The following is a 25,669-nucleotide window of genomic DNA, read 5'->3' as shown; positions in this document are numbered from 1 at the left end:
GACAGACACCTTGAAAATCGTCGTTCACGGACCCCTGCCCATATGGCCGCACGCCCCATCCCCGGACCGCATAAACTGACGCCAGAAATCCTTGTGCGCGCCTATGCCGCGGGGGTGTTTCCGATGTCCGAGGCGCGCGACGACCCGACCATCTTTTGGGTCGACCCGGACATGCGCGGGGTGTTGCCGCTTGACGGACTGCACATTTCCAAATCGCTGCGCAAGGTTCTGCGCCGCGAAGAGTTCGAGGTCACCGCTGATCGCGCCTTCGCCGACGTCATCGAAGCCTGCGCCCGACCGCGTCCCGGCCAAGACGGCAAGATGGGAACCTGGATCAACGACGAGATCATCCGCGCCTACGTCGAAATGCACGACATCGGACTGGCCCATTCGATCGAATGTTGGCAGGACGGCCCCGGTGGCAAGGAACTGGTGGGCGGGCTGTACGGCATCAGCCTCAAGGGTGCGTTCATGGGTGAAAGCATGTTTTCGACCCGCACCAACGCCTCAAAGGTCGCGCTGGTGCATCTGGTGGCGCGGCTCAGGTTGGGCGGATTCGTGCTGCTCGACACCCAGTTCATCACCGAACATCTGCTCACCATGGGCGGGGTGGAAATCGCCGGTCAGGAGTATCTGGACCGTCTGGAACGCGCCTTCACCGTCGACGCTCAGTTCCCGACCGATCCTTCCGTTGCGGAAGTGTCGTCGGAGATCGAAAGCTTGTTCGCGCAATCCTTGAGCCACACGTCGTAGACCGGGTGCTCCAGTGCATTGAGGCCGGGGCTCGAGGCGAACATCCAGCCGCGAAACGCGCCCACCGCCGCTTCGCCCGGACGCACTTCCCAAATATCTAAAAACGCCGCGCTTTCGGGCGTTTCTTCGGGCGGGCGTTTTTCGCAAGTGCGCACGATGATTTCCAAGGTGCCGAACCGAACCACCTCGCCCAGGTTCGCTTGCAAGGTGGTGACCCGCGCGGTGACTTTATCCAAGCCTTGCAAAACGGCGGTTTGATAAGGCTCAGCCATGGCCGCGCCGCCAAAGGCGCTCACCGTCAAAGCAAAAACCGTTAGACCGTTCCGCATTGCTTTTGTCATGCAGGCTTCACCGCTTTGAACCGCAAACGCACGTAATCGGCCACCCACTTGTTATGGGGGTCGAACAAGGTCGGCTGTAAGGTATCGCGAACCTCGTCGATCAGTGCCGGATGCTGATCTTCGGGCACGGCCTGCAAGAAGCTGCCGGCGAACGTTTCCAGCCACGGACCGATATCGCCCGGCAAGTCGGTGGGGCGACGGATCAGCGTAACCGAACGGGTTTCGAAGCCGACGCGTTGCAGCATGGCCTTGGCCGAGCTGTCACCCAGGTACGACCACGGATCGTACTGCGCCGGATCGATGCCGCGATGCATCAAGGCGTTGTAGAGCGCCATGCGGATGGTTTGAATGTTGCCCGACCCACCCATTTCGGCGACAAACCGCCCGCCGGGTTTGAGCGCACGAAAAACGTTTTCGAACACCTTCGACAGCGGGCTCATCCAATGCAGCGCCGCATTGGAAAACACCGCATCGAATTCGTTGTCGAATTTCATTTCCAGCGCATCCATGCACACGACCTTCAAGCCGCGATGCTGCGCGCCTTCGATTTGGTCGGCGCTGTTGTCCATGCCCAAAACGTCGGCCCCGCTGGCGATGATTTTCTCGGTGAGGATGCCTTCGCCGCAGCCCAGGTCGAGAATTTTCTCACCCGCCTTGGGGGCAAGGACCTGCACCACCGGCTCGCCCAACAACGACACGAAAGCCCCGTGCCGAAGATAGGTTTCAGGGCTCCATGTTTGCTGCGCTTTGATCATGAGACGGTCTCTTTGCTTAAACCTGGGGAAGACTTTCTATTTACGAAAAACACCTGTAAATATCAACCGTCATTTTTGCATTGCAGCATAAGCTTAATGGGAAGTCCTATTGGGCCGGTTCGTCGCCGCCGGTTGCGAGGAAGATGATTTCGCCAACCTGGTCTTCGAGCGAACGGAAATCCTTGGTTTTGCTGATCATACCGCCGACGCCGAGTTTCTCCGGTGCTTCGCCCGGCAACAGCATCACGTATTTGTCACCCAGCATACCCGACGAGGCGATGGTCGCGACGGTGTCGGTAGACAGCTTGATGTCGGGGCGAATCGACATCGTCACGATGGCGTCGAACGTCACCGGGTCGAGGGTGTTGGAAACCACCGTACCGACCTTGATGCCGCTGATGCGCACGTCCGAGCCCTTGCCCAAGCCGCCGATCTTGAAGAACCGGGCCGAAACTTCGTAACCCGTCACCGCCTTGATTTGAGCGGTGTTGTACGCGAAGTAGACGAACACGGCCGCCACCAGCAAAACGGCGGCGCCCATAACGGTTTCAATCGCATTGCGGCCCATGATCAGTTTCCTTGCTCTTGTGGCGTGTTCGCCTGCTCTGGGTTGTTTTGGCCTTTGCGCGCGCGGCCCTCTTCGATGATCAGGTTCAACAGTTCGCCCACGATCACCGCGCCTTGGGTGTATTCGATGTCATCGCCGGCTTGCAGATTTTTTTCTTCCACGCCCGGTTCCATCACCACGAACTTGGACCCGAACAAACCGTCGGTGTGAATCGCTGCGGCGCTGTCGGTGGGCAACTTCACCGCGTTGGCGATGTTCAACGTCACCACGGCGCGAAAATTATCGTCGAGCCGCTGCGCCCCGACCGTGCCGATGCGAATGCCGCCGAGGCGCACTTCGTCGCCTTCGAACAAGCCGTCGACGCGATTGAACACCGCGGTGACCGGATAGCTACCGACGTTGGCCTGGGCGCTGAGATCCTTGCCGCCATAGGAAAAAGCGAACAGCGCGGCCACGACCACCATCACCAGCCCGCCCACCAGCGCGTCGCGATTGTCATTGTTGCGCATGTTCAAAGCTTTCCGTTCACGGCGACCAGGATTCGTAATCGGCGCTGCTGGCGGCACGCTTGCCACCGTGCTGGTCGCTGCCTTGGGGACGATAGGCGTTGAGCGTACCCGTTAAATTGGGAATGTGCTGCGCCTGCCAGTCTTCGGGCTGGGCCGCAGCTTCGGACAAGGGCGCATCGGTGGTGTGATGAATCCAGGCATGCCATTCGGGCGGAATTTTCGACGCCTCTTTCTTGCCTTTGAAAATCACCCAGCGCCGCTCGCGACCATTGAGCTTGGTCTTGTTGCGATAATACTTGTTGCCGAATTCGTCGGAACCCACCTGCTCGCCGCTGAGCATGGTGTAAAGGTGCGTGCCGATACTGCCGATATCCATGGGTTCTGCGTCTCCACATATAGATGACTGCGCTCCACCCCCTGCTTGAAAGGAATCACCAAGACGAGTGGGCGGCACTTTTATCGCATGAGCACCCCAATCCGTCTAGGGTATCGAAACGCGACAAACGCCTCTTTTATATAAGCAAAATCGAAAGTAATCGATTCTCACCCGGTCATTTCAGCACCGCAACAGTCCCGCCCCGCCGCAGATGCGAGCCGTTCGCGCCATTTGCCGGGGGTTTTCCTAGGTCCAGCCTCGGCTTAAGCGACGCCCTAGATGAAACGGATTAGAACAACCACGCCGAGTTCAAGCAATTCCTAATGGACGCTCGACAAGGTTTTGAAAGAGCACAACATTTAGCGGCTAGTAGAGTTTTATGCACAATTTTTTGTGGTCGAAACTGCGATGATTCATTGAGCGTTAACTCGTCTTAGGCTACATATTGTGTCGCACCGTCACTGGCAGCACATTTGGTAGTGTCAAACCACCATGTCGCGCCATAGAGCCGTAGCAAACGGCCTTTTCGGGGCAATCTGGGGGGAGTTGGGGGGATGCCTCGTGTCTCCTATCCATGCACCACTGTAAGCAACCACAAGAACCTGGGGTCTGGGCTCATATGCGTATTCAGCGTCACTTCACCAAAAAAGGCCAATCGCCTTACGCCAACATCGAATTCCGTTCCACGACGAGCGAAATCCGCAATCCGGATGGCTCGATCGTGTTCCGCCTGGACGACATGGAGGCTCCCGCCGCATGGACCCAGGTGGCGTGCGACGTCATCGCCCAGAAATATTTCCGCAAGGCCGGCGTGCCTGCGGCGCTCAAGCCCGTCGAAGAAAAAGACGTGCCGGAATTCCTGTGGCGCTCCGAGCCCGACAAGGCGGCGCTGAAAAAGCTCGACGCCGACGCCCGCTCGATCAGCGAAACCAGCGCCAAGCAAGTGTTCGACCGACTCGCCGGTACCTGGGCGTACTGGGGCTGGAAAGGCGGCTACTTCGACAGCGAAGAGGACGCATCCGCCTACTTCGACGAAATGCGCTATATGTTGTGCAAGCAGATGGCCGCCCCGAATTCGCCCCAATGGTTCAACACCGGCCTGCACTGGGCCTACGGCATCGACGGTCCCGCCCAGGGCCACCACTATGTCGATTTCACCACCGGCAAGTTGGTGAAATCCAAATCCGCTTACGAACACCCCCAGCCCCACGCCTGCTTCATCCAATCGATCGGTGACGATCTGGTCGGCGAAGGCGGCATCATGGATTTGTGGGTGCGCGAAGCGCGCCTGTTCAAATACGGTTCCGGCACCGGCACCAACTTCTCCAACCTGCGCGCCGAAAACGAGCCCCTGTCCGGTGGCGGCAAGTCCTCGGGCCTGATGAGCTTCTTGAAGATCGGCGACCGCGCTGCGGGCGCGATCAAATCCGGCGGCACCACCCGCCGCGCGGCCAAGATGGTCGTGGTCGACGTCGACCACCCCGACATCGAAAACTTCGTCAACTGGAAAGTCACCGAAGAACAGAAGGTCGCGGCCCTGGTCACCGGTTCCAAGACCGTGTCCAAACACATGAACGCAGTCATGGCGGCGTGCCACGGCGGCGGTGACGGCGACGACGAAAACCGCTTCGATCCCAAAGAAAACCCGGCGCTGAAAAAGGCCATCTTAGCCGCGCGCCGCGCGATGATCCCGGAAAACTATGTCCAGCGCGTGATCCAATTCGCCCGCCAAGGCTACACCGACGTCAAGTTCCCGGAATTCAACACCGACTGGGACTCTGAGGCCTACATGACCGTCGCCGGTCAGAACTCCAACAACACCGTGCGCATCACCAACGACTTCTTGGAGCGCGTGCTGCAAGACGGCGAGTGGGAATTGATCCGCCGCACCAACGGCGAAGTGCACAAGCGCATCAAGGCCCGCGACCTGTGGGAAAACATCGGCCACGCCGCATGGGCGTGCGCGGACCCCGGTATCCAGTACGACACCACCATCAACGAATGGCACACGTGTCCGGAATCGGGTCGCATCAACGCGTCCAACCCGTGCTCGGAATACATGTTCCTCGACGACACGGCGTGCAACTTGGCATCGCTGAACCTCTATAACTTCCAAAAGCCCGACGCCTCGCTCGACGTACCGGCGTTCGAACATGCCGTGCGCTTGTGGACGGTGACGTTGGAAATCTCGGTCTTGATGGCGCAGTTCCCGTCCGCCGAGATCGCCCAACTCAGCTACGAATACCGCACCCTGGGCCTTGGCTTCGCCAACATCGGCGGCTTCCTGATGGCGGCCGGTCACTCCTATGACAGCGACGAAGGCCGCGCCATCTGCGGTGCGATTTCCGCGCTGATGACCGGTGTGTCCTACGCCACGTCGGCCGAAATGGCCGGTCAAATGGGCGCGTTCCCAGGCTACGCCAAGAACGCCGACGCCATGCTCACGGTGATCCGCAACCACCGCCGCGCGGCGCACTCGGAATCCACCGGCTACGAAGGCCTGTCGGTTCTGCCGGTGCCGCTCGACGCCGACAGCTGCCCCGACGGCGCGCTGGTCGTTGCCGCTCGTGAATCGTGGGACCAGGCGCTCGAACTCGGCCAACTGCATGGCTATCGCAACGCCCAGACCACGGTGATCGCGCCGACCGGCACCATCGGCCTGGTCATGGATTGCGACACCACCGGCATCGAGCCCGACTTCGCCTTGGTGAAATTCAAGAAGCTCGCCGGTGGTGGTTACTTCAAGATCATCAACCGCATGGTTCCGGCGGCGCTCGAACGCCTCGGCTACAGCGAAGCGGAAGTTGAAAGCATCGAACGCTATGCTTTGGGCCACAGCTCGTTGAAAAACTTCACCGGCGCGATCAATCACGCCGCGCTGAAGGACAAAGGCTTCACCACCGAAGCCCTCGCCGCGCTGGAAGTCGCGTTGAAAGACGCCTTCGACATCAAGTTCGCGTTCAACAAGTGGTCGCTGGGCGAAGATTTCTGCACCCAGACCTTGGGCATCGAAGCCAGCCAGCTCGACGATTTGTCGTTCGACATGTTGTCGCACCTGGGCTTCAGCAAGGACGACATCGAAGCCGCCAACACCTTCGTGTGCGGTGCGATGACCTTGGAAGGCGCGCCGCATTTGGCCGATGAACACCTGTCGGTGTTCGATTGCGCCAACGCGTGTGGCCGCATCGGCAAGCGCGTGCTCAGCGTCGAAAGCCACATCCGCATGATGGCGGCCAGCCAGCCGTTCATCACCGGGGCGATCTCCAAGACCATCAACATGCCCAACGACGCCACCGTCGACGATTGCAAAGACGCCTACATGCTGTCTTGGCAGTTGGGTCTGAAGGCCAACGCGCTGTATCGCGACGGCTCCAAGCTCAGCCAGCCGCTGCAGGCATCCTTGCTCGACGACGACAACCTCGGTGATGACGAAGAAACCCTGGCGGAAGCCTACAACGACAACGCCGCCGCTGCGGCGCGCGCCGAAATCATCACCGAACGCGTGATCGAGCGCATGGTCGAGCGTGAAAAGCTGCCCGACCGTCGCAAGGGCTACACCCAAAAGGCCATCGTCGGCGGCCACAAGGTGTACCTGCGCACCGGCGAATACGACGACGGGCGCATCGGTGAGGTGTTCATCGATATGCACAAGGAAGGCGCGGCGTTCCGCTCGTTGATGAACAACTTCGCCATCGCCATTTCCATCGGCCTGCAATACGGCGTGCCGCTGGAAGAGTTCGTCGAAGCGTTCACCTTCACCCGTTTCGAGCCCTCAGGCTTGGTCGAAGGCAACGAAACCATCAAGATGTCGACCTCGATCCTCGACTACATCTTCCGCGAACTGGCGGTCAGCTATCTGGCGCGCAACGACTTGGCCCACGCCAAGCCCGCCGACCTGATGCCCGACGCCATGGGTTCGGGCCATGACGAAAGCGACATGGGCATGGTCGAAGACGCCATCAACGCGGTCGAAAAACTGACCAGCCAAGGCTTCGTGCGTTCGCAAAAGCTGACCGTCATCAAAGGCGGCGCGGCGGACAAAAAAGCCAAGCCCCAACCGGCGGTCGCGGAAGCCACCCAGGCGGTTGCGGCATCCGGCGGCGGCATGCCCCAGTCGGTTTCCGGCGGCATGGCCGAAGCCGGCGGCATGATGAACGTCGAGACCACCTTGGTCGAAACCGTCGACATCCACATGGAGCGCGTGCGCGAAGCCCGCATGCGCGGTTACGAAGGGGACAGCTGCCCCGAATGCGGCAACTTCACGCTGGTGCGCAACGGCACCTGCTTGAAGTGCGACACCTGCGGAGGCACCACCGGCTGCTCGTAAGCACCGGCAGCCATCCGTAAGGGATTGCATCGCAAAAGGGGACATCGAACGTGGAGGGCCCAGGGAACGTGGAGGGGCCCTCCACACCCAGATCCAGACTCCTCCCTGGATCACTTAGAGGGCGTCGAGCGGGAAACCGCTGCGCCCTCCCCTTTTGTCCAAATGCTTTACTTCAATTGAAACGTTGCAGTTCCATCGGGCTGAGATAGCGGAACACGCTGTCTTCGTCGACGTAGGTCAGCTTGATCGCGCCTTCGTCCATCACCGGGAAGGTCGAGGCCTGATCTTCGAACATGGAAATTTCCAACACCATTTCCCGTCCCGTTTGCGGATCGCGGGCGAACCAGCTGCGCACGGGATTGACCTCGAGCAGCTTTTGGAACGGTTTGATTTGACGCTGGCTGACCAAATCGGGCGGCCCGAGGCGTTGACTGAACGCCGCCACGATGTCTTTAAAGCCGCTTGAGTTGAACACCACATAGAAGAAGTCCGCGCGGTCGTTTTCATAACCGACCACCGCCTTGCGGCCACGATAGAGCGTGTTGTGCACCGTGTCGAAATGCGCGCCGATGGCGTCCGGCCAGCGCGCCTGTTCCAAGCACACGATGCCCCAGTGGCCCTTGCTGACGCATGGCCAATCGGCCTGAAGCTGCATGCTGTCGGCGGGCAGCGCGGCGGGTTTTGGCGGCGGCGCCTTACCCAGCGCCAACGCCGCCGTGAGCACGATGCTGTCGCGCTTGGACGCGCCCGGCGAAGACGGTGCAACCGGGGCAGCTTTCACCGGCGCGGTCAACGCCGCGACCTCGGCCTGTTGCGGCGCGCGCGTCGGTTCTGTCGGCGGTATTGCGGCGGGTGTCGCAGCCGGTGTCGGCGCGGCTGCGGGCTCATCGACCTCGTCGCTGCTGAAAAAGCTGGTCATCTTGCTGAACCAGCCCGGCTCTTCTGCTGCTGCGAGGCGCTGCTCGGGCGCGGGTGTCGCCGTAGGCGTGGCCGCCTTAAAAGCGGACGCGGGTAAAGCTGGAGCGCCAACCGGTGCGGCTGGCGTTGCCGGTGTAGCTGGTGTAGCTGACGCGGTTGGATCGGTTGGCTTTTGTGTGGCCTCACCGGGCTGGATGTGCAGGGTCGATTGCGGCTCCCTCTCGGGCGTCGCCAATGGCGCCGCGGGCACGCTGGCGGGCGTGCTCGGTTTCGCCCCGGCCATGCGCAGTTGCGGCTTGCTCAGACTGACGACGGTGGGGGCTGGCGGCGATGCCGCGGCACTCAAAGACCGCGGCGGCGTGTTCACCGCAAACGGGTTGGGCCCTGGAATCTGGCTTGGGATCTGTTTGGAAGCGGCTGGCGCGGGCTGCGGCACCACGCGCGGAGCCGCCACAACCGGCGGCGGCGCGACGATGGGCGCTGCGACGGGTGGCGTGACGGTGGGCGTAACGGGTGCAGTTTGCACCGTGGAAGGAGGCGGCGTCAGCACCACTTTTGCCGCGTCTTTCGCCGCGGCGCTGCGGCGATCCATGACCGTTAACAGATAATGGGCGATATCGAACTGGCCGAGATCGACGGCGACGTCGGCGGCGCGATTGCCCAAGATGTCGGTGGCGAACACATCCGCACCGGCATTCAAGGCGGCGCGCACGCCGTTCATATCCTTGTTGCGCACGCTGTCGAACAGGTCTTCTTCGAGGCTGCCCGAACGCACCTGCGCCCATGCCGAAGGTGCGGCCACAAGGCTCGACGCGCCGACGAGCATCGCCAACACAAGCGCCGTAAACCTGAATTGCACCTTCATCGCCCGGATACTCCCTGCCCTTGTTGGCTCAAGACTTCACGTCCTATGGCCTCGATTCCCGCGTGCGATCAGTATACCCCAGCCAACATTCCCCCGCACGCCCTAGGCACGGATGGGAATTGGGCCGATTAAATGCGGTGGGCGTCGGCCCCACCATCACTGTCCGGCGGGCTCACGGGCGGATTGACCGGTTTGCGTCGGATCAAGATGTCGCCGTTTTCCAACACCACCGGCGGCTCGTACTGGGGCAGCGTTCTGATCAGCAGTTCCAGCGCCTTCATCGCCATGCGCGTCGCGCCCTCGAACAATTCCTTCGGGTTTTCGCCGCCGTATTGTGGCCCGGCCTGTACGGATTGGACACCGGATTGTCCGCCAGATTGAGCGAAAGCCGGGCTGGTCACGGCCAATCCCGTCGAAAGCCCGCCGAAAAGAACGAACGCAAACAGAGTGGTACGTGTACGCATGGTATCGACCTTCCTATGAGGTTTTCATTGGCTCTTACCTTCCCCATATAACCCAATGGAGAAATTTCACAATGGCAGCCCAGGAGATAAAGCCCATGAGCAAGCCCGAAGTCGCCGCCGACCACCCCGTCGAAGTCGTTTTGGAGATTGGAAAAAAGTACGCCTGGTGTGCATGCGGCCGGTCCAAGACCCAACCCTATTGCGACGGATCGCACAAAGGCACCGATCACCAGCCCGTGGTGTTCACCGCCAAAAAATCCGGCCAAGCCTGGCTGTGCATGTGCAAACAGACGAAAAATCCGCCCTATTGCGACGGCGCGCACAACGCCCTTGAACCGAAACCGTAAGCCGCACGACGGTTAACCGCGTCACAAAAAAGTCGTATACTCATGAGATAGTAATCAACAACAACACGACCATAAACAGGAGGTCGAAATGAAACGCGTTTGGATTCCCCTTGCCCTTTCGGCAGCGTTGGTTGTCGGTGGATGCGACACCACCCAACAAGCCGGCCAGAAAGAAACCCTCGGCGCCATCACCGGCGCGGTTCTCGGCGGTTTTCTCGGTTCTAAAGTCGGCGGCGGCGAAGGCCAGTTGTGGGCTACCGGCGCAGGCGCAATCATCGGCGCGATCGCGGGATCGTCGGTAGGTCGGTCGCTGGACAACACCGATCGCTTGATGATGGAACGCACCAGTCAGGCGTCCCTGGAACACACCAAAACAGGCGCGACGTCGACATGGTCCAACCCCGATAGCGGCCACAGCGGCACGGTTACCCCGACCAAGACGTACCAAAACGATAGCGGCACGTACTGCCGCGAATACGAACAGGTCGTCATCGTCGCCGGTGAAGAACAAAAAGCCTATGGCACCGCATGCCGGCAACCCGACGGCACGTGGCGCGTCGTCAACTGAACGAGGCGCGGCGAATCGGTTGGCTCTGAGACTTATTCGTAAGTGCAGAGATAAGCCGTGTCGTGTTCGACTTTGAGCTGAAAGCTCTGGTCCGCCGCCACTTCGAACGATGCGCCCGACGCAAAGGTCTGCCAATCCGCCGCTCCCGGCAATTTCACGGTCAGCGCACCGGAAACGACCGTCATGACTTCTTTTTTGCTGGTGGAAAATTCGTAAGAACCGGGCGCCATCACACCGACGGTGGCGGGAAGCTGTTCGCCGGCGAAGGCGATGGATTTGACGTTGCCGTCGAAATATTCGTTCACGGGAAACACGTTTTTCTCTCCAACTGGAAACACGAACTGGGTGGTCGCGGCATGTAACTCCGTGATGCCCGTTCGCGCAAGCTGAGATCGCACAAAAACCTAAAAATCTTGGATGTTTTCGATCACGTCCTTGAGCCCGCAGCTGCAGGTTTGAGAATTAACGAAATGGCTGCATTCTTTTTTGTGCTGAACGTAGCCCAACGCCCGATAAGCCACGTTTTTCAGCGTACCCGCGTGCGTGTCCAAGGCGCGTTGGACGACGATGGCCAGATAATCGGGATCAATGGGCTTGGCGACGAAATCCACGGCGCCGTTGCGAAAGCATTCCACCGCAACCGATTGGGAGTTGTCATGGGTCAAGACGATCGTCGGCGTGGTGATGCGCATGGCACGAATATCGCGCAAAACAGACAGTCCATCCTGGCCCGGCATATGGTAATCGATCAACACCAGATCGACGTCCCCGCCCAACAACTGGCGTATCACGTGTTCAGGGGATTCTGCCTCGATCACGCTATAACCGGTGGCTTTCAATACCGTTGAAAGCCACTGGCGGATATTGTCGTCGTCATCGACAATCAAGATGTTCGGCATACGCTTTCCTCGGAAAATGCCAAAACCATCTATAGTATATAGGGTGCCGCCCCACATATTTTAGTACTCTTTAGTTGTAGTCTGACACGCTGATGCGGCCATAACCAAACGGATTACATGATCTCTATCGACCAAGCTTCGACATCGCCAAGACGGCTTGTGATGTCTGCGTGCCAAGGCTAAAGTGCGCCCATTCCGTTCACCGATGATTAGAGGTTCCCATGTCCGCCACCCCCACCAACCGCGTGCAAGCCCGCTTGGACGAACTCGGCCTCACCCTGCCCCAAGCCGCCACACCGGCTGCGAACTACGTACCTTACGTGCAGACGGGCAACTTGGTGGTGATTTCGGGACAAATCACGTTGGAAAACGGTGAGCTGAAATACGTCGGCCGGGTGGGCGAGGATTTCACCACCGAAGAAGCCTACGAAGCCGCCAAACTGTGCGGCCTCAACCTCATCGCCCAGCTCAAAGCGGCGTGTGGCGGCGATCTGGACCGCGTCAAGCGGGTGGTGCGCCTGGGCGGTTTCGTCAACTGTACCGCCGAATTCACCGACCAACCCAAAGTCATCAACGGCGCATCCGACCTGATGGCGGAAGTCTTCGGCGACGCCGGCAAGCACGCCCGCGCCGCCGTCGGCGTCAACACCCTGCCGCTCGGCGTCGCGGTCGAGGTCGAGGGCATGTTCGAAATCGAATAAGCCACCCTGGTTGCGACAAATATCCTTGCGATCCGTACAACGGACTCACATCTCTAGGCCATGCCTGACGGAAGCGAACAGTTCGATGTATCGGTGGCGGAGCGCTTAAGCGGTGTTTCGCCAGACGAGTGGGATGCCTGCGCGGGGGCGGAAAACCCGTTCCTCAGCTATGCCTTTCTGGCCAGTTTGGAAGACGCCGGGTGCGTCGACGCCAAAGCCGGATGGTCGCCGCGTCACGTTCTGATCAAGGATCATAGCGGCGCGCTGCTGGCCGCCAGCCCTTTGTATCTCAAGGGCAATTCCATGGGCGAATACGTGTTCGACTGGGGCTGGGCGGAAGCTTACGAGCGCGCGGGCGGCACCTATTATCCCAAACTGATGTCGGGGGTGCCGTTCACCCCGGTGACCGGGCCGCGGTTGTTGGTGCGCGGTGACCTCGGTACGACGGTCCGTGCCACGCTCAAGCGCCAGTTGGCCGAAACCATGGCCGGTGCCGCCCAGGGTGCCGATCTGTCCAGTCTGCACGCCAATTTTATCCCCGACGCGGATGTCGCCGTGTTCAACGACGCGGGGTATCTTTCGCGCGTCGGCCTGCAATACCATTGGCACAACCGCGATTACGGCAGTTACGACGATTTTCTGGGCGCGCTGTCGTCGCGCAAGCGCAAGGCGCTGAAAAAGGAACGCCGCATCGCCACCGCAGACAGCGGGGTGCGGGTCGAACGCCTCAGCGGCGACGCGATCCGCCCCCACCATTGGGATGCCCTGTACGGCTTTTATCTCGACACCAGCAATCGCAAATGGGGCCAACCGTACCTCAATCGCGACTTTTTCCAGCTTTTGGGCGAACGCATGGCGGACCGGGTGATGTTGGTGATGGCGATGCGCGACGGCGACATCATCGCAGGCGCGCTCAACCTGATCGGCACCGACGCGCTGTATGGCCGATACTGGGGCTGCATAGAGGACGTGCGCTACCTGCACTTCGAAGTCTGCTACCATCAAGCCATCGACGCCGCCATCGAACTGGGTTTGGCGCGGGTCGAGGCCGGGGCCCAGGGTGAACACAAGATCGCGCGCGGCTACGTGCCGGTTCTGACTCATTCCGCCCACTTCATTCCCGATCCCGGGTTTCGCCGGGCGGTGGCGCAGTTCCTCGACCAAGAGCGGCGCGCCATCCACCACGAACGCGAATTGCTGCACGAAGAAAGTCCCTATCGCCAGGGCGAAGGGCTTTGATAAGATCGGCCATGGCGAATTTTTACAAAATCACCGTGGTGGCGATGTTCGGCGTTGTCGCGCTCGCCAGTGTGGCGGAGGCCATGGCCATCAACCGCTGTGCGCGCATCTTGCGCGACGCGGCGGGACGCGAAACCGTCTACAACGCCTGCCAAACCTGCATCACCGTCAAGGTCGAACGCAGCCGCCCGGGGCAAAACCTCGGCACGCCCAATCAGCGCGATTTCAACATACCCGGCGGCACCCACCAGCTGCTGTCGTTTCGTGGCCCAGGACTGACGCGGATCGTCACCGAAAGCGCTTGCCCCACAGCGGGTGCGCCCGCTGCAGGCCCCTCTGCAGGCCCCACGGGGCAATAACGTCGTGCGCTAGCGCGGCACGGTAACGATGGCGTTCTGCTCGTCCAACGCGGCCAAAACGCCTTTCCAGCCGTTTTTACGCGCTTCCTGGCGCGCCCCATCGAAACCGAGGTGACGGGTCAGCAAAATCGCCAATTGATGGTTGGCGTTGAATTTGCGGCCCATATAAACGTTGATGCCCATAATCATGTCCTCCGATCAAGCTGTGTGCCAGGCGGGGGAAGAGAGGCGGCTCGCATCTTTTGTTTTAAATCAATGTACTGAGAAATACTTCTCACACATTTGATGAGACGAAACCGAACATCTCCCCCTTTGCTTAACGCAAAAGGAGAGATGTTTGTGAAGTTCATGTCGGAAATTAACTGCGGCACAAAAGCGACGACGGCTTCAGATCACTTCACCACCGCCGGAACCGGCGAGCGCCCGGCCTTCACCGGCAGACCGCCCTGTCCGTCTTGAGAGCCTTTGGGGCCGCCTTTTCCACCCTTGGGTCCGCCGCGTTTTTTCGGCGGCGCCTTGGGAGCGGGTTCGGGATAATCGAACGCGATTTTGCCGTCTTCGACCTTGACCCGCGCCACGCCGCCGTTGACCAGCGCACCGAACAACAATTCTTCGGACAAGGGCCGCTTGATGTGCTCTTGAATGACGCGGCTCAAGGGCCGGGCGCCGAAGTTACGGTCATAACCCTTCTTGCCCAGCCACACGCGTGCCTCGTCGGTCAGTTCGATGGTGACGTTGCGCTCGCCAAGCTGGACTTCGAGTTCCATGACGAACTTGTCCACCACTTGGCTCATGACTTCCGGCGACAGGTTGGCGAACGGGATGATGGCGTCCAGACGGTTGCGGAATTCCGGCGAGAACATCCGCTCGATGGCTTCCTGGTCGTCGCCTTCACGCACCGTGCGCTCGAACCCGATGGCCGCCTTGGCCAGATCCGCCGCGCCCGCGTTGGTGGTCATGATCAACACCACGTTGCGGAAATCGATGGTCTTGCCGTTGTTGTCGGTCAGCTTGCCGTGGTCCATCACCTGCAACAGGATGTTGAACAGGTCCGGGTGGGCCTTTTCGATTTCGTCCAACAGCAAAACGCAGTGCGGCTGCTGATCCACCGCGTCGGTGAGCAGACCGCCTTGGTCGAAGCCGACATAGCCCGGCGGCGCGCCGATCAGGCGCGAGACCGAATGGCGTTCCATGTATTCGGACATGTCAAAGCGCACCAGTTCCACGCCCATGGTCATGGCCAGTTGACGCGCGACCTCGGTCTTGCCGACCCCGGTGGGACCGGAGAACAGGTACGAGCCGATCGGCTTGTTGGGTTCGCGAAGACCCGCCCGCGCCAGCTTAATAGAGCTTGAAAGTGCGGTGATGGCCTGATCCTGACCATAAACCATTGACTTAAGATCACGTTCCAAGTTCTTGAGAACTTTGACATCATCGCTTGAAACACTTTTCGGTGGGATGCGTGCGATCTTGGCGACCACGGCTTCCACGTCCTTTACCGAAACGTTCTTTTTGCGTTTGCTTTCGGCCACCAGCATCCGCGATGCGCCGACCTCGTCGATGACGTCGATGGCTTTGTCGGGCAGCTTGCGATCGTTGATGTAGCGCGCCGCCAGCTCCACCGCCGAACGCAGCGCAGCGTCGGTGTAATGGACCTTGTGGTGCTCTTCGTAATAGGGTTTGAGGCCGCGCAGGATCTTGACCGTGTCTTCGACCGAAGGCTCGTTCACGTCGATTTTCTGGAACCGGCGCACCAGGGCGCGATCCTTTTCGAAATGGTTGCGGTATTCCTTATAGGTTGTCGATCCGATGCAGCGCAGCGCCCCCGCGGCCAACGACGGCTTCAAGATGTTCGATGCGTCCATCGACCCGCCCGAGGTCGCCCCCGCACCGATCACGGTGTGGATTTCGTCGATGAACAGGACGTTTTCGTGGGTGGCTTCCATTTCCTTGATGACCGCCTTGAGGCGTTCTTCGAAATCGCCGCGATAGCGCGTGCCGGCCAACAGCGCGCCCATGTCCAAAGCCCAGATTTTGACGTCCAGCAGCACTTCGGGCACGTCTTTTTCGACGATGCGCCGCGCCAAGCCTTCGGCGATGGCGGTTTTACCAACCCCCGGATCGCCGACGTAAAGCGGATTGTTCTTGGTACGGCGGCACAACACCTGAATGGTGCGCTCGATCTCGTCGCTGCGCCCGATCAACGGATCGATTTTGCCCTCGGCGGCTTTGTCGTTGAGGTTGACGCAGTAGGTCTTAAGCGCATCTTCGCCCTTTTTCGCCCCGCCCTCTTCGTCTAGATCCTCGTCTGCGCCGGTGACCAGACGCTCTTCGGACGCGCCCGGCGCCTTGGCGATACCGTGACTGATGTAATTGACCGCATCCAGTCGGGTCATATCCTGGTCTTGCAGGAAGTAGACGGCATGGGATTCGCGTTCGGAAAACAGCGCCACCAATACGTTCGCGCCGGTGACTTCTTCGCGGCCGGACGACTGGACGTGGATGATGGCGCGCTGAATCACGCGTTGAAAGCCGGATGTCGGCTTGGGGTCTTCCAAGCCGTCGAGCGGCGGCAAGACCAACTCGTTTTCGAGGAAATTGATGACATCGTCGTGGATTTTGTCGAGATCCACATCGCATGCGCGCAGCACCGAGACCGCATCCGGGTCTTCGATCAGCGACAGCAACAGGTGCTCCAGCGTGGCGAATTCGTGGTGGTATTCACCCGCGATGTTGAGGGCGCGGTGCAAGGACTGCTCTAGGTTTCTCGACAACATCGTCGTTCACTCTCCGCTGTGCGTCCGTTTGATCGGGGCGCTGTTTTTATGAGGTTGCGTATCTTTCGTCTTCTTTATTTAGGCATCTTTTTCGATTGTGCACTGTAAAGGATGCTGATTTTGGCGCGCCAAGTCCATCACCTGGGCGGCCTTGGTTTCGGCAACCTCATAAGTGAACACGCCGCACACACCGACGCCCTTTTGGTGCACGTGCAGCATGATCTGTGTGGCTTCTTCCTGGGTTTTGTTGAAGATGCGCTCCAAGATATGCACCACGAATTCCATCGGGGTGTAGTCGTCGTTCAGCATCAAAACCTTGTACATGGACGGTTTTTTGGTCTTTTGCCGGGTTTTGAGGACCAGCCCCGTATCGTGGTCGTCGTCACGACCGCCGCCGCTGCCGCCGGTCTGGCTCATCAGAAAACTTCTGCTCACGTGTTCAAATCTCCGCCGTCCGTGATCTTGCGCCGACATGGCCAGGGAATCACCTCAACCGTCAAATCATAGCGCGAACGAAGGGGGCCGTAAATTCGGCCCCCTCGATTGTTCACCAAGAATTTGGGGTGTGGGGGGGCCGATCACCACCCCCAAATGCGAAAAAAGGTTCAATTCTTCTCGTTAACCGGCGCGGCGGCGGTTTCGGCCTTCAGCAGGCCTAAGTCATCGAAGATCATGAACATCGACGGCACCATCAACAACGCCAGCACCGTGGCGCTGAACAGCCCGAACGTCAGGCTGATCACCAGCGGGATCAAAAACTGCGCCTGGGTACTGGTTTCCATCAGCAACGGCAGCAATCCGGCAATGGTGGTCAACGACGTCAGCATGATGGCGCGAAACCGGTCGCGCGCGGCCTGGCGGGCGGCATGGGCGACGTCTTCGCCTGCGGCCAAGCGTTCCTTGATGAACGCCACCAGCAAGATGTTGTCGTTGACGACGATGCCCGCCAGCGTCGCCAGGCCGACCATCGACGGCATGGTCAACTCATGGCCCAGCGCCAAATGGCCCCAGATCACGCCGATCACCGCCATGGGGATCGACATCAGCACCGCGACGGGTTGGAGATAGCTTTTAAATTGCAAGGCCAACACCAAGAAGATGCCCACCAGACCGATCAGTAGATTGGTCTGCAAGGAATTGCCGGTGGCCGCCGTTTCCTTGTCTTGGCCTTGGGACGAGAAACGAATGCCCGGATACTTTTCCTTCAATTGGGGCATGAACTTGGCTTTCATCGCCGCCATCAGCTCGCGGGCGTTGGCGACATCAGTGTCGAGCTTGCCCTGGATGGTCACGGTGCGCGCCCCGCCGACCCGGTTGATGCGCGAAAAGCCCCGCGTTTCCGTGATGTCGGCGACGGCGAACAACGGCACCTGACGGCCATCGGCGGCGGTGACGGTCAGTTCGCGCAGGTCGTTCAACCCTTTCAGGTCATCGCCCGCGACACGCACCACCACGTCATAGGTCTCATCCCTCGCGGCGATTTCCAAATTGGTCGAGCCCTGCACCGCGGCGCGGACCTCGGCGGCGATGGCGCGCGACGTCACGCCGAAACTGCCGGCGCTGTCTTTCAGACTGATCTGGTATTCCGGCTTGCCCGGACGCAGGTCGTCGCTGAGATCCAACACGCCCTTGAACCCGCGCAGCCACGTTTGCAGCTCGACCGAGGCCTTTTTCAGTTGATCGAGGTTGTTGCCGTGCAGGCGCACGTCGATGGCCTTGCCCGCGACGCCGCGTTCCTTGTCGGTGAACTTAAAGGCGATAACGTCGGGCACCGCGCCGGTGAGTTCGCGCCAGCGCGCCAGCATATCCACGATTTTGCCGTTGCGCTTTTCCGCGCGCAGCAAGTCGGCGCTGACGGTGGCGATGTGCGGGCCGCTTTCGAACGCGTCGATGTTGGTGTTGTATTGAATGGTGACGTTTTGCACCAACCGTTGCCCGCCTTTTTGGTGTGCCGAATATTCGTCGTCGACCTGTTTGAGCGCCGCGTCGACCAAGGCCACCACCTCTTCGGTGCGAGCGAGCGGCGTCCCTTGGGGCAACAGAATACGCGCCTGAATGGTGTCACTTTCCAGGTCGGGGAATGCTTGGTACTTGAACAGCCCCGCTGGAATGGTCGCCACGGACACCAGCACCACGCCCAAAAGCGTGCCCACCGTCAGGTACGGCCGGGCGATGGCGCGATCCACCCACGGGCCGAGTATATTGTCGCGCAGGGCGCCAAACTTGCCTTCCGCCCAGCGCTGCACGCGGTTGCGGTCGTCGCCGTGGGCGCTATCGACGGCATGGCGCAGGTGCGCGGGCAGGATCAAAAACGCCTCGATCAGGCTGACCGCCAAGGTGATCACCAAGATGATCGGCATGAATTTGAGCACCGCCCCCATCTTGCCCATCATCAGCCCCAGCGGCCCGACCACCAAAATGGTGGTGACGAACGACGCGAACACCCCAGGCAGCACTTGGCGCGTGCCGTCGACCACCGCGTCCAGGGCTTTTTTGCCCTTGCGCGCCTGGGCGGCGATGTTTTCGGCGATGACGATGGCGTCGTCCATCAACAAACCGATGGCGACCAACAACGCCACCATGGTGATCATGTTGATGGAATAGCCCAGCGCGTTCATGGCGAACACCGCGCCCAAGAACGACACCGGCAAGCCCATGGTGACCCAAAAGCTAAAGCGCAGGCTGAAAAACGCCCACATCACTAAAAACACCAGCACCAAGCCCATGGCGCCGTTTTCCGTCAACAACCGCAGACGGTCGCGAATGTTGGAGGTGGTGTCCTGGCTGATATCGAAACGTACCCCGCGCGGCGCGGCGGCGCGTTCGCGTTGCAGATTTTCCTGAATGGCGGTCATCACCCGCAAAGCGTCTTGGTTTTCAGTCTTCGACACTTCCAGCAACGCCGCGCGTTGACCGTTGAACAAGACCTTTTCTTCCGGCGCGTCGAATTCGACGTGAATGCGCGCGATGTCGCCCAAAAACACCCGCCCGCCCGCGCGGCTGGAGGTCACAACGAGGTTCTTGAAATCCTCGACCACGCGCCGCTGGCCGGTGAAGCGCACGATCCAATCACCGCCTTGGGCCTGCATCACCCCGGCGGGCAGATCCAGGCTTTGGCGTTCCAGCGCGGCGGTGACGTCGGAAATGGACAACCCGTACCGGCGCAGCACCTCTACCGGCAGCTCGATGGCGATGTTTTGATCGGAAAAGCCCTTCACCACCACCTGGGCGATGCGGCCGTCGCGCTTGATGCGGTCTTTGACCTTTTCGGCATAGGCCTTGAGCATGCGCGGTTCCATGTCGCCGGTAATGGCGATGGAGGCAACCACGGCAGTGCGCTCCAGCTTGATCACCGACGGCGACTTGGCCTCGGCGGGAAAGCTGGTGATCGCTTCGATCTGCGATTTCACATCGTCGTAAAAGGTGCCCAGGTCCGCGCCTTCGCGCATTTCGGCAACGCCGATGGCGACGTTCTCACGCGCATCGCACCGCACCTCGACCAGGTCGGTGACGCTTTCGAGTGCGTCTTCGATGCGCTGGCAAACCGCGTCCTCGACCTCGGCCGGGGTCGCGCCGGGGTATGCGACACGAATTTCGACCTCGGTCGCGGGTATGGTCGGAAAGGTGTCGCGCTGCAATTTCGGCAGCGCCGTAAAACCGAGAATGAGGACCGCCGCCATCATCAGATTGGCCGCCGTCGGATGCTGCGCAAAATAACGGATCATGGCGACGGCCTACTGCTTCTGGCGTTTGGACGGATCGGGTTGTTGCCCGGTCGCATCCGCGACCAGCTTCATTTTAGTTTTCTTGTCCTCGACGGGATCGAGCAACATGCCCGCGATGGCCGGCACCAGATCGCTGACCACCAGCAGACTGCCGGGCTTGAGCCCCTTGGACAGAACGCTGAAACCCGCCTGGGTGAAGGCGACCTCGACCGGCTGTATGACCAGTCTGTTGTCTTCGCCGACCACATAGACCTTGCCTTGTCGCACCGCTTCGGCGGGCACCGCGAGTTGCCCTTCGATCGGCGCACCCTGCAGTTTGACCTCGACAAAGGTGCCGCGCACCAAGGGCGGGCGCTGGCCGGGGCTGGCTTGCTGGTAGGGATCGGCAACGCTGGCGACGATGCCCACGGACTGCGTCGCGGCGTCGATGGTGCCCGACACCCGCGTCACCTTGGCCGGCCATTCGACCGTATGGGTACCCGCATTCAGGCGAATCGTCGCGTCCAAGCCCAACGCGCCTTGCATGGGCGATAGCGCCGAAGGCGTGCCGCCTTGGGCAATTTGTCGCCCGGCGATCAGCGGACGCAGTGAACCGATGGGAAACTGTGCCTCGACCTCGGCCATGTCCGTGCCGTCGCCTTGGAACAACGTCTGCCCCTTGCTGGCGTACTGCGCCAGATCGGCGTTGACCTGGGTGATGCGCACGTCGAACGGCGCGGTGATCAGGGTGTGGCTCAAATCCAGCTCGGCCAATGCATATTGCGAGGCCAGGACCTCGCGGTCGGCGGCGTTGACGGCCAAATTGTTTTTCAGGTTCTGCACCTGAGTTTCGCCGCTCAACATCTGGCGTTCAGCGGCTTCGAGGCTGGTTTTCGACACCGCGCCCTTGGCGGCCAGTTCCTTTTTGCGCGCATAATCGTCGCGCAACAGCTTCAGATCCCGCTCGGCGATGGCCAGGGAGGCTGCGGTGGTCTTGTCCTTGATCTCGGACGCGCGCATCTGCGCGTCGATCTGCGCGCGGTTCAGGCGGTAGCTGGCCTCGTCGATGCGCAGAACCTCCTCGCCCGCCGCGATTTGTTTGCCATTTTCCAGATTGGGCGAAACCCACACGATCGGCCCCGCGACTTCGGCCACTGCGCTCCACACCCGCCCGGGTTGGGCAGCGCCATAACCGGAAACATGCGGCACGACATCCAATTTGGACACCTTGATGACGCGCACCTTGGCAGCGCGCTCTTCTCTGGTCGCTGGTTGCGGCCCCGATTTGATCATCGTGGCCGCGAACAACGCCGCAATGCCGATCAGTACCGGCGGGACAATCCAAAATTTTTGAGGCAAAGCACGCATGACGTCAGAACCCTATCGCAGAACCGAAACAAGATTTGTACATCGTGGCCTTGGGAATTTTTGAAAGCAATCACAATTGCGTAACCGAATGTTTCAAGACGCAAAAAAGGCCCGGCGGAAAACCACCGGGCCTTTCGAGTTGCTGCCCAAACAGGGAGGATTGGGAGCCTTGGGAGCTTTAAGCTGCGGTCTTGGCAACGAAATCGTTGTAGACGGCGCCGAACTGACCGCTGAGCGGTGCGCTCACGTCGCCAGCAACCTTCAGCGCGGTCTGGCCGATGGTGGTGCTGGTTTCGACGGCGGTTTCGAAGCCGGCCTTAACCAGCTTGGATTGTGCCGAGGTCAACTCTTCGGGGGTTTTGCAAGCGCTCAGGGTCTTGGCGGCTTCGCTGTTGAAGCGAACCGCGGCCTTGGCAGCCTGGAAGAACAGACCGTTGAGTTCCTGGAAGCCGGCGACATAGGCTTCGCCAGCTTTCACAGCGGCGTCGAAGTTTTCACGGCCGGGGAAATCCATGCCTTCGAAAGCTTTCGCGGCTTGGTTCTGCTCGGTACCGGCTTTGATGGCGGCGTCGAGGCCGTCTTTGATCATGTCGGCGGTGGCTTCAAAATTTTCGGCAACAGCGTCGATGGCGCTGATTGCGGGATCGGCTTTTTTCTTTGCGGTGCTCATCACTCATCACTCCTAAACGGGATACGGGCTCTTGATCGCCGGAACTTCTACCCAAAGCTACACTTGGCGATATCAGGACCCGATGTGCCACACGAGTCCGATTTACAGGTTTAATTTATGCTGCACCGCAACATTAGTCAATGATTATTTTGCAGTGCACAATTTCTTCATAAAAGGTCCACATGCCCGTCATGTTTCGCTCGCCCGACGTGAGCGCGCACAAAATGATGATCCATTGCGTTGAGTCTTAACCAATTTTTAGACCGAAGCGGGAGAGAATCGGACATGAACGCAGTTGGGGGCATGCTTTCCACTTGCGGTCGCGCCCGGTTTCCCGCACAAATAGTGGGTTCCCGGTTTAAAACAGGGCTTTAAGGAGGCGCGGTCGAACGTCGCCCCACACCAAACGAAGCCCCGGTCAGAACTGCAGATAAAGGGAAGAGCGCGCTTTGAGGAGCCATACGGACGCCGACGCGCCCACCGCCGGACCCGCCACCGGGCTTGCAACGGGCCACACCTGGGGGATGCCTTTCAAGATGCCGCGATCGAGCGCTGCGTTTGCGCTGGCGGCACTCGTGCTGTTGTTGGCGACCCTGTTCAGCCCCACCCTCGCCCACGCCAAATACGCTTCGCTGGTGATCGACGCCAAAACCGGCGAGGTTTTACACGAAATCAATGCCGATACGCGCAATTACCCCGCATCCCTGACCAAGATGATGACCCTTTACATGGTCTTCGAGGCCCTGGAAGACGGCCGCCTGCGCATGGACGACCGTATCATGATGTCGCGCCGCGCCGCCAATCAACCGCCGTCCAAGCTGGGCCTCAAGCCTGGCCAGACGCTCAGCGTCGAAGACGCCATCCGCGCTCTGGCGATCAAATCCGCCAACGACGTCGCCGCCGCCGTGTCCGAACACTTGGCCGGCACCGAACGCCAATTCGCCCTGTTGATGACCGCCAAGGCGCGCACCTTGGGCATGACCAGCACCACTTTCCGCAACGCATCAGGCCTGCCCCACCGCGCCCAGATGTCCACCGCGCGCGACATGTCGAAGCTGGCGCGCGCCTTGCTGATGCACTTCCCCCATCGCTATCATTATTTTTCGGAATCCGCGTTCGAGTATTCGGGCAAGACCTACAAGACCCACAACCAGTTGCTGACCAACTACGAAGGTACCGACGGCATCAAAACCGGCTACATCCGCGCCTCGGGCTTCAATCTGGTGGCATCGGTGAAACGCGGCGAAAAACGTCTGATCGGGGTGGTGTTCGGGGCGAAAAACTCCACCACGCGCAACAACCACATGGTCAAGCTGCTGGACAAGGGCTGGTCCAAGGTCGATCCGCAGATGGCCGTCGCCCAAGCGCAAGGCAAAACCGAATTGAAAACCGCCGCCAATACGCCAGCCAAATCGCCGAACCGCCCCTCCACCACCACGACCGACAGCAGCGCCAAGGCCGTCTGGGGCGTGCAGATCGGCGCCTACAAGGCATACGACCCGGCCTATGAAATCGCCGTGAAAGCCGTGAGCTTGGCGCCCAGCTACTTGGCCGATGGCGACATCACGGTGGCGCCCTTGGAAAAGAAAAACGGCCGCGTGCTTTATCGCGGTCGGGTCATGGGCATCAGCAAAACCCAGGCTTACCGGGCGTGCAAATTCCTGAAGCAGAAAAAGTACGGCTGCATGCCGCTGAAAACGACCGAGCACTTGGAAGTCGCGTCGTTGAATTAGTCTGCAAATTTAATTGTAAGCTTTGATTTAGCCGAGATCGGGCGCGCTCACGTCGCTGGCGACGAGTTGAGCACGCAAGAGGTCTTTCAGACGCTCGAGCCCCTGCTCGGTCTCGCTTTCGCAACGCGCCACCAGCACCGCCTGGGTGTTGGACGCCCGCAACAGCCACCAACCGTCTTCGGTGCTGACGCGCACGCCATCGATCTCGTTGACGGAAATGCCGGTTTGCGTTTTCAACCGCACCCGTACTTCTTCGATGATCTGAAACTTGCGCGCTTCGGAACAGTCGATGCGAATTTCCGGGGTGTTGATCATACGCGGCATGGCGTCGTACATGTCGGCCAGGCTTTCGGCGCTCCCGGCCACAACGCTGAGCAACCGAACCGCCGTATAAACCGCATCGTCAAAACCGTAATAGCGGTGCTTGAAGAAGATGTGCGCGCTCATTTCGCCCGCCAGCGGCGCACCGGTTTCCTGCATCTTCGCCTTGATGTGGCTGTGCCCGGTTTTCCAGATCATTGGCTTACCGCCCAGGCGCTCGATCTCGTCGATGAACACCTGGCTGGCTTTGACGTCGGCGATGATGGTCGCGCCGGGTTCGTCCGCCAGCACTTCGCGCGCGGCGATGACCATGATCTGGTCGCCCCACAGCACCCGGCCGTGGCCGTCGATCACGCCGATCCGATCGCCGTCGCCGTCGAAACCGAAGCCGAGATCGCAATTGTGCTCCGCCACCAAGGCCTTCAACTGGTCGAGATTCTTTTCCACCGTCGGGTCCGGGTGGTGGGCGGGAAAGGTGCCGTCGATTTCAGCGTTGATCACATGGTGGGTGCCGGGCAAGCGCTTGACCAGATCCGAAATGACCTCACCTGCCGCGCCGTTGCCGGGATCCCACGCCACGGTGAGTTCTTTGTCGCCGCGGTAATCTTGGAACACCCGCGCGACATAATCTCCGAACACGCTGAGTTCGCGGGCCGCGCCATTGCCGTCGACGAACGCGCCCGAGGCCGCGACTTGGCCCAGTTTCTGAATGTCTTCGCCGTAAAACGATTTGCCGCCGACGGTCATCTTGATGCCGTTGTATTCAGACGGATTGTGGCTGCCGGTGATCATCAAGGCCGCATCGACGCCCTGGGTCGCGCCGGCGTAATACAGCATCGGCGTCGGACCACGCCCGACGCGCACCACATCGATGCCGCTATTGATCAAGCCGTCGACCAGAGCCGCTTCCAGTTCGGGCGAACTGAGCCGTCCGTCATATCCCACCACACAACTGCGACCGCCCTTGCCCGCCAACATGGCAGCGAACGCCCGACCGATGACGAACACATCCTTGGCCGTGAAATTACCCGTGGTGATGCCGCGAATGTCGTACTCGCGCAATATTTCAGGGTCGAGGGTGCGTGCGTCCGAGTGGCTCATGAACTC

The 25,669-nt window shown here is 60.3% G+C and carries 24 protein-coding genes; 8 read left to right on the top strand and 16 right to left on the bottom strand.

All coding sequences use genetic code 11. The annotated features are described in order from the left end of the window. Positions 1 to 42 precede the first annotated feature (42 nt). A complete protein-coding gene (gene aat / locus VIN96_RS03620) occupies positions 43 to 753 on the top strand; it encodes a leucyl/phenylalanyl-tRNA--protein transferase (protein WP_331894070.1) in 711 nt (236 codons plus the stop codon). Here aat and VIN96_RS03615 read toward each other — a convergent pair. The 5 genes from VIN96_RS03615 to VIN96_RS03595 form a co-directional block, all read right to left on the bottom strand. Next, the gene (locus tag VIN96_RS03615; protein ID WP_331894069.1) at positions 669 to 1,094 is read right to left on the bottom strand and encodes a DUF2155 domain-containing protein; all 426 of its coding nucleotides are present in this window, start codon (positions 1,092 to 1,094) and stop codon (positions 669 to 671) included. The two genes, aat and VIN96_RS03615, sit on opposite strands and share 85 nt — an antisense overlap. Then, positions 1,091 to 1,849, bottom strand: a complete 759-nt coding sequence (locus tag VIN96_RS03610) for a methyltransferase domain-containing protein (RefSeq protein ID WP_331894068.1) — start codon at positions 1,847 to 1,849, stop codon at positions 1,091 to 1,093. Before VIN96_RS03610 ends, VIN96_RS03615 begins: the two co-directional genes overlap by 4 nt. Before the next feature lie 106 nt (positions 1,850 to 1,955). Then, positions 1,956 to 2,417: an outer membrane lipid asymmetry maintenance protein MlaD gene (locus tag VIN96_RS03605; protein ID WP_331894067.1), complete on the bottom strand. Its 462-nt coding sequence runs from the start codon at positions 2,415 to 2,417 to the stop codon at positions 1,956 to 1,958. Positions 2,418 to 2,419: 2 nt separating this feature from the next. Continuing rightward, positions 2,420 to 2,926 (bottom strand): MlaD family protein, encoded by a 507-nt coding sequence (locus VIN96_RS03600; RefSeq protein ID WP_331894066.1) that lies wholly within the window; start codon positions 2,924 to 2,926, stop codon positions 2,420 to 2,422. A 16-nt stretch (positions 2,927 to 2,942) separates the two neighbouring features. Continuing rightward, complete coding sequence (locus VIN96_RS03595) at positions 2,943 to 3,302, bottom strand: NADH:ubiquinone oxidoreductase subunit NDUFA12 (RefSeq protein WP_331894065.1); 360 nt, start codon at positions 3,300 to 3,302, stop codon at positions 2,943 to 2,945. A 619-nt stretch (positions 3,303 to 3,921) separates the two neighbouring features. Between VIN96_RS03595 and VIN96_RS03590 the strand changes: the two genes are divergently transcribed. After that, entirely contained in the window at positions 3,922 to 7,629 is a 3,708-nt protein-coding gene (locus VIN96_RS03590) for a vitamin B12-dependent ribonucleotide reductase (RefSeq protein ID WP_331894064.1), read from the top strand. A gap of 172 nt (positions 7,630 to 7,801) precedes the next feature. Here the strand turns inward: VIN96_RS03590 and VIN96_RS03585 are convergent, their stop codons facing one another. Together VIN96_RS03585 and VIN96_RS03580 are read right to left on the bottom strand one after the other, a co-directional pair. Next, the gene (locus VIN96_RS03585) at positions 7,802 to 9,412 is read right to left on the bottom strand and encodes a hypothetical protein (RefSeq protein ID WP_331894063.1); all 1,611 of its coding nucleotides are present in this window, start codon (positions 9,410 to 9,412) and stop codon (positions 7,802 to 7,804) included. A 128-nt stretch (positions 9,413 to 9,540) separates the two neighbouring features. After that, positions 9,541 to 9,876: a hypothetical protein gene (locus VIN96_RS03580; RefSeq protein ID WP_331894062.1), complete on the bottom strand. Its 336-nt coding sequence runs from the start codon at positions 9,874 to 9,876 to the stop codon at positions 9,541 to 9,543. A 95-nt stretch (positions 9,877 to 9,971) separates the two neighbouring features. Here VIN96_RS03580 and VIN96_RS03575 point away from each other — a divergent pair, with 95 nt between their 5' ends. Continuing rightward, positions 9,972 to 10,223 (top strand): CDGSH iron-sulfur domain-containing protein, encoded by a 252-nt coding sequence (locus VIN96_RS03575; protein WP_331894061.1) that lies wholly within the window; start codon positions 9,972 to 9,974, stop codon positions 10,221 to 10,223. An 88-nt stretch (positions 10,224 to 10,311) separates the two neighbouring features. Further along, entirely contained in the window at positions 10,312 to 10,791 is a 480-nt protein-coding gene (locus VIN96_RS03570; protein ID WP_331894060.1) for an RT0821/Lpp0805 family surface protein, read from the top strand. Positions 10,792 to 10,823: 32 nt separating this feature from the next. On the opposite strand, the gene VIN96_RS03565 is transcribed toward VIN96_RS03570, so the two are convergent. Both VIN96_RS03565 and VIN96_RS03560 read right to left on the bottom strand, forming a co-directional pair. Beyond that, the gene (locus VIN96_RS03565; protein WP_331894059.1) at positions 10,824 to 11,105 is read right to left on the bottom strand and encodes a pyrimidine/purine nucleoside phosphorylase; all 282 of its coding nucleotides are present in this window, start codon (positions 11,103 to 11,105) and stop codon (positions 10,824 to 10,826) included. A gap of 90 nt (positions 11,106 to 11,195) precedes the next feature. Further along, complete coding sequence (locus VIN96_RS03560) at positions 11,196 to 11,690, bottom strand: response regulator (protein WP_331894058.1); 495 nt, start codon at positions 11,688 to 11,690, stop codon at positions 11,196 to 11,198. A 221-nt stretch (positions 11,691 to 11,911) separates the two neighbouring features. Between VIN96_RS03560 and VIN96_RS03555 the strand changes: the two genes are divergently transcribed. The 3 genes from VIN96_RS03555 to VIN96_RS03545 are packed head-to-tail and all read left to right on the top strand — an operon-like array spanning position 11,912 to position 13,989. Further along, positions 11,912 to 12,391, top strand: coding sequence for a RidA family protein (locus tag VIN96_RS03555; RefSeq protein ID WP_331894057.1), 480 nt, complete (start codon positions 11,912 to 11,914; stop codon positions 12,389 to 12,391). A 60-nt stretch (positions 12,392 to 12,451) separates the two neighbouring features. Beyond that, positions 12,452 to 13,630 (top strand): GNAT family N-acetyltransferase, encoded by a 1,179-nt coding sequence (locus tag VIN96_RS03550; RefSeq protein WP_331894056.1) that lies wholly within the window; start codon positions 12,452 to 12,454, stop codon positions 13,628 to 13,630. A gap of 11 nt (positions 13,631 to 13,641) precedes the next feature. Then, a complete protein-coding gene (locus VIN96_RS03545) occupies positions 13,642 to 13,989 on the top strand; it encodes a hypothetical protein (protein ID WP_331894055.1) in 348 nt (115 codons plus the stop codon). 9 nt (positions 13,990 to 13,998) lie between these two features. Here the strand turns inward: VIN96_RS03545 and VIN96_RS03540 are convergent, their stop codons facing one another. The 6 genes from VIN96_RS03540 to VIN96_RS03515 form a co-directional block, all read right to left on the bottom strand. Next, positions 13,999 to 14,172, bottom strand: a complete 174-nt coding sequence (locus VIN96_RS03540) for a hypothetical protein (protein WP_331894054.1) — start codon at positions 14,170 to 14,172, stop codon at positions 13,999 to 14,001. Between the two features lie 209 nt (positions 14,173 to 14,381). After that, positions 14,382 to 16,766, bottom strand: coding sequence for an ATP-dependent Clp protease ATP-binding subunit ClpA (gene clpA, locus VIN96_RS03535; RefSeq protein ID WP_331894053.1), 2,385 nt, complete (start codon positions 16,764 to 16,766; stop codon positions 14,382 to 14,384). A gap of 78 nt (positions 16,767 to 16,844) precedes the next feature. Further along, complete coding sequence (gene clpS, locus VIN96_RS03530; protein ID WP_331894159.1) at positions 16,845 to 17,183, bottom strand: ATP-dependent Clp protease adapter ClpS; 339 nt, start codon at positions 17,181 to 17,183, stop codon at positions 16,845 to 16,847. 188 nt (positions 17,184 to 17,371) lie between these two features. Next, complete coding sequence (locus VIN96_RS03525; RefSeq protein ID WP_331894052.1) at positions 17,372 to 20,491, bottom strand: efflux RND transporter permease subunit; 3,120 nt, start codon at positions 20,489 to 20,491, stop codon at positions 17,372 to 17,374. A 9-nt stretch (positions 20,492 to 20,500) separates the two neighbouring features. Continuing rightward, positions 20,501 to 21,838 carry an HlyD family efflux transporter periplasmic adaptor subunit gene (locus VIN96_RS03520; RefSeq protein WP_331894051.1) on the bottom strand — a complete coding sequence of 446 codons (1,338 nt, stop codon included), beginning with the start codon at positions 21,836 to 21,838 and terminating at the stop codon, positions 20,501 to 20,503. 178 nt (positions 21,839 to 22,016) lie between these two features. Next, entirely contained in the window at positions 22,017 to 22,508 is a 492-nt protein-coding gene (locus VIN96_RS03515; protein ID WP_331894050.1) for a phasin family protein, read from the bottom strand. Positions 22,509 to 23,044: 536 nt separating this feature from the next. Here VIN96_RS03515 and VIN96_RS03510 point away from each other — a divergent pair. Then, on the top strand, positions 23,045 to 24,241 hold the full coding sequence (locus tag VIN96_RS03510; protein WP_331894049.1) for a D-alanyl-D-alanine carboxypeptidase family protein: 1,197 nt from the start codon (positions 23,045 to 23,047) through the stop codon (positions 24,239 to 24,241). A 27-nt stretch (positions 24,242 to 24,268) separates the two neighbouring features. Here the strand turns inward: VIN96_RS03510 and pgmG are convergent, their stop codons facing one another. After that, positions 24,269 to 25,663: a phosphoglucomutase/phosphomannomutase PgmG gene (gene pgmG / locus VIN96_RS03505; RefSeq protein WP_331894048.1), complete on the bottom strand. Its 1,395-nt coding sequence runs from the start codon at positions 25,661 to 25,663 to the stop codon at positions 24,269 to 24,271. Positions 25,664 to 25,669 lie beyond the last annotated feature (6 nt).

The organism is Magnetovibrio sp., assembly GCF_036568125.1.
GTDB lineage: Bacteria > Pseudomonadota > Alphaproteobacteria > Rhodospirillales > Magnetovibrionaceae > Magnetovibrio.
Note: the sequence above shows the minus strand (reverse complement) of the source record. Positions and strands in the feature narration are given on the sequence as shown.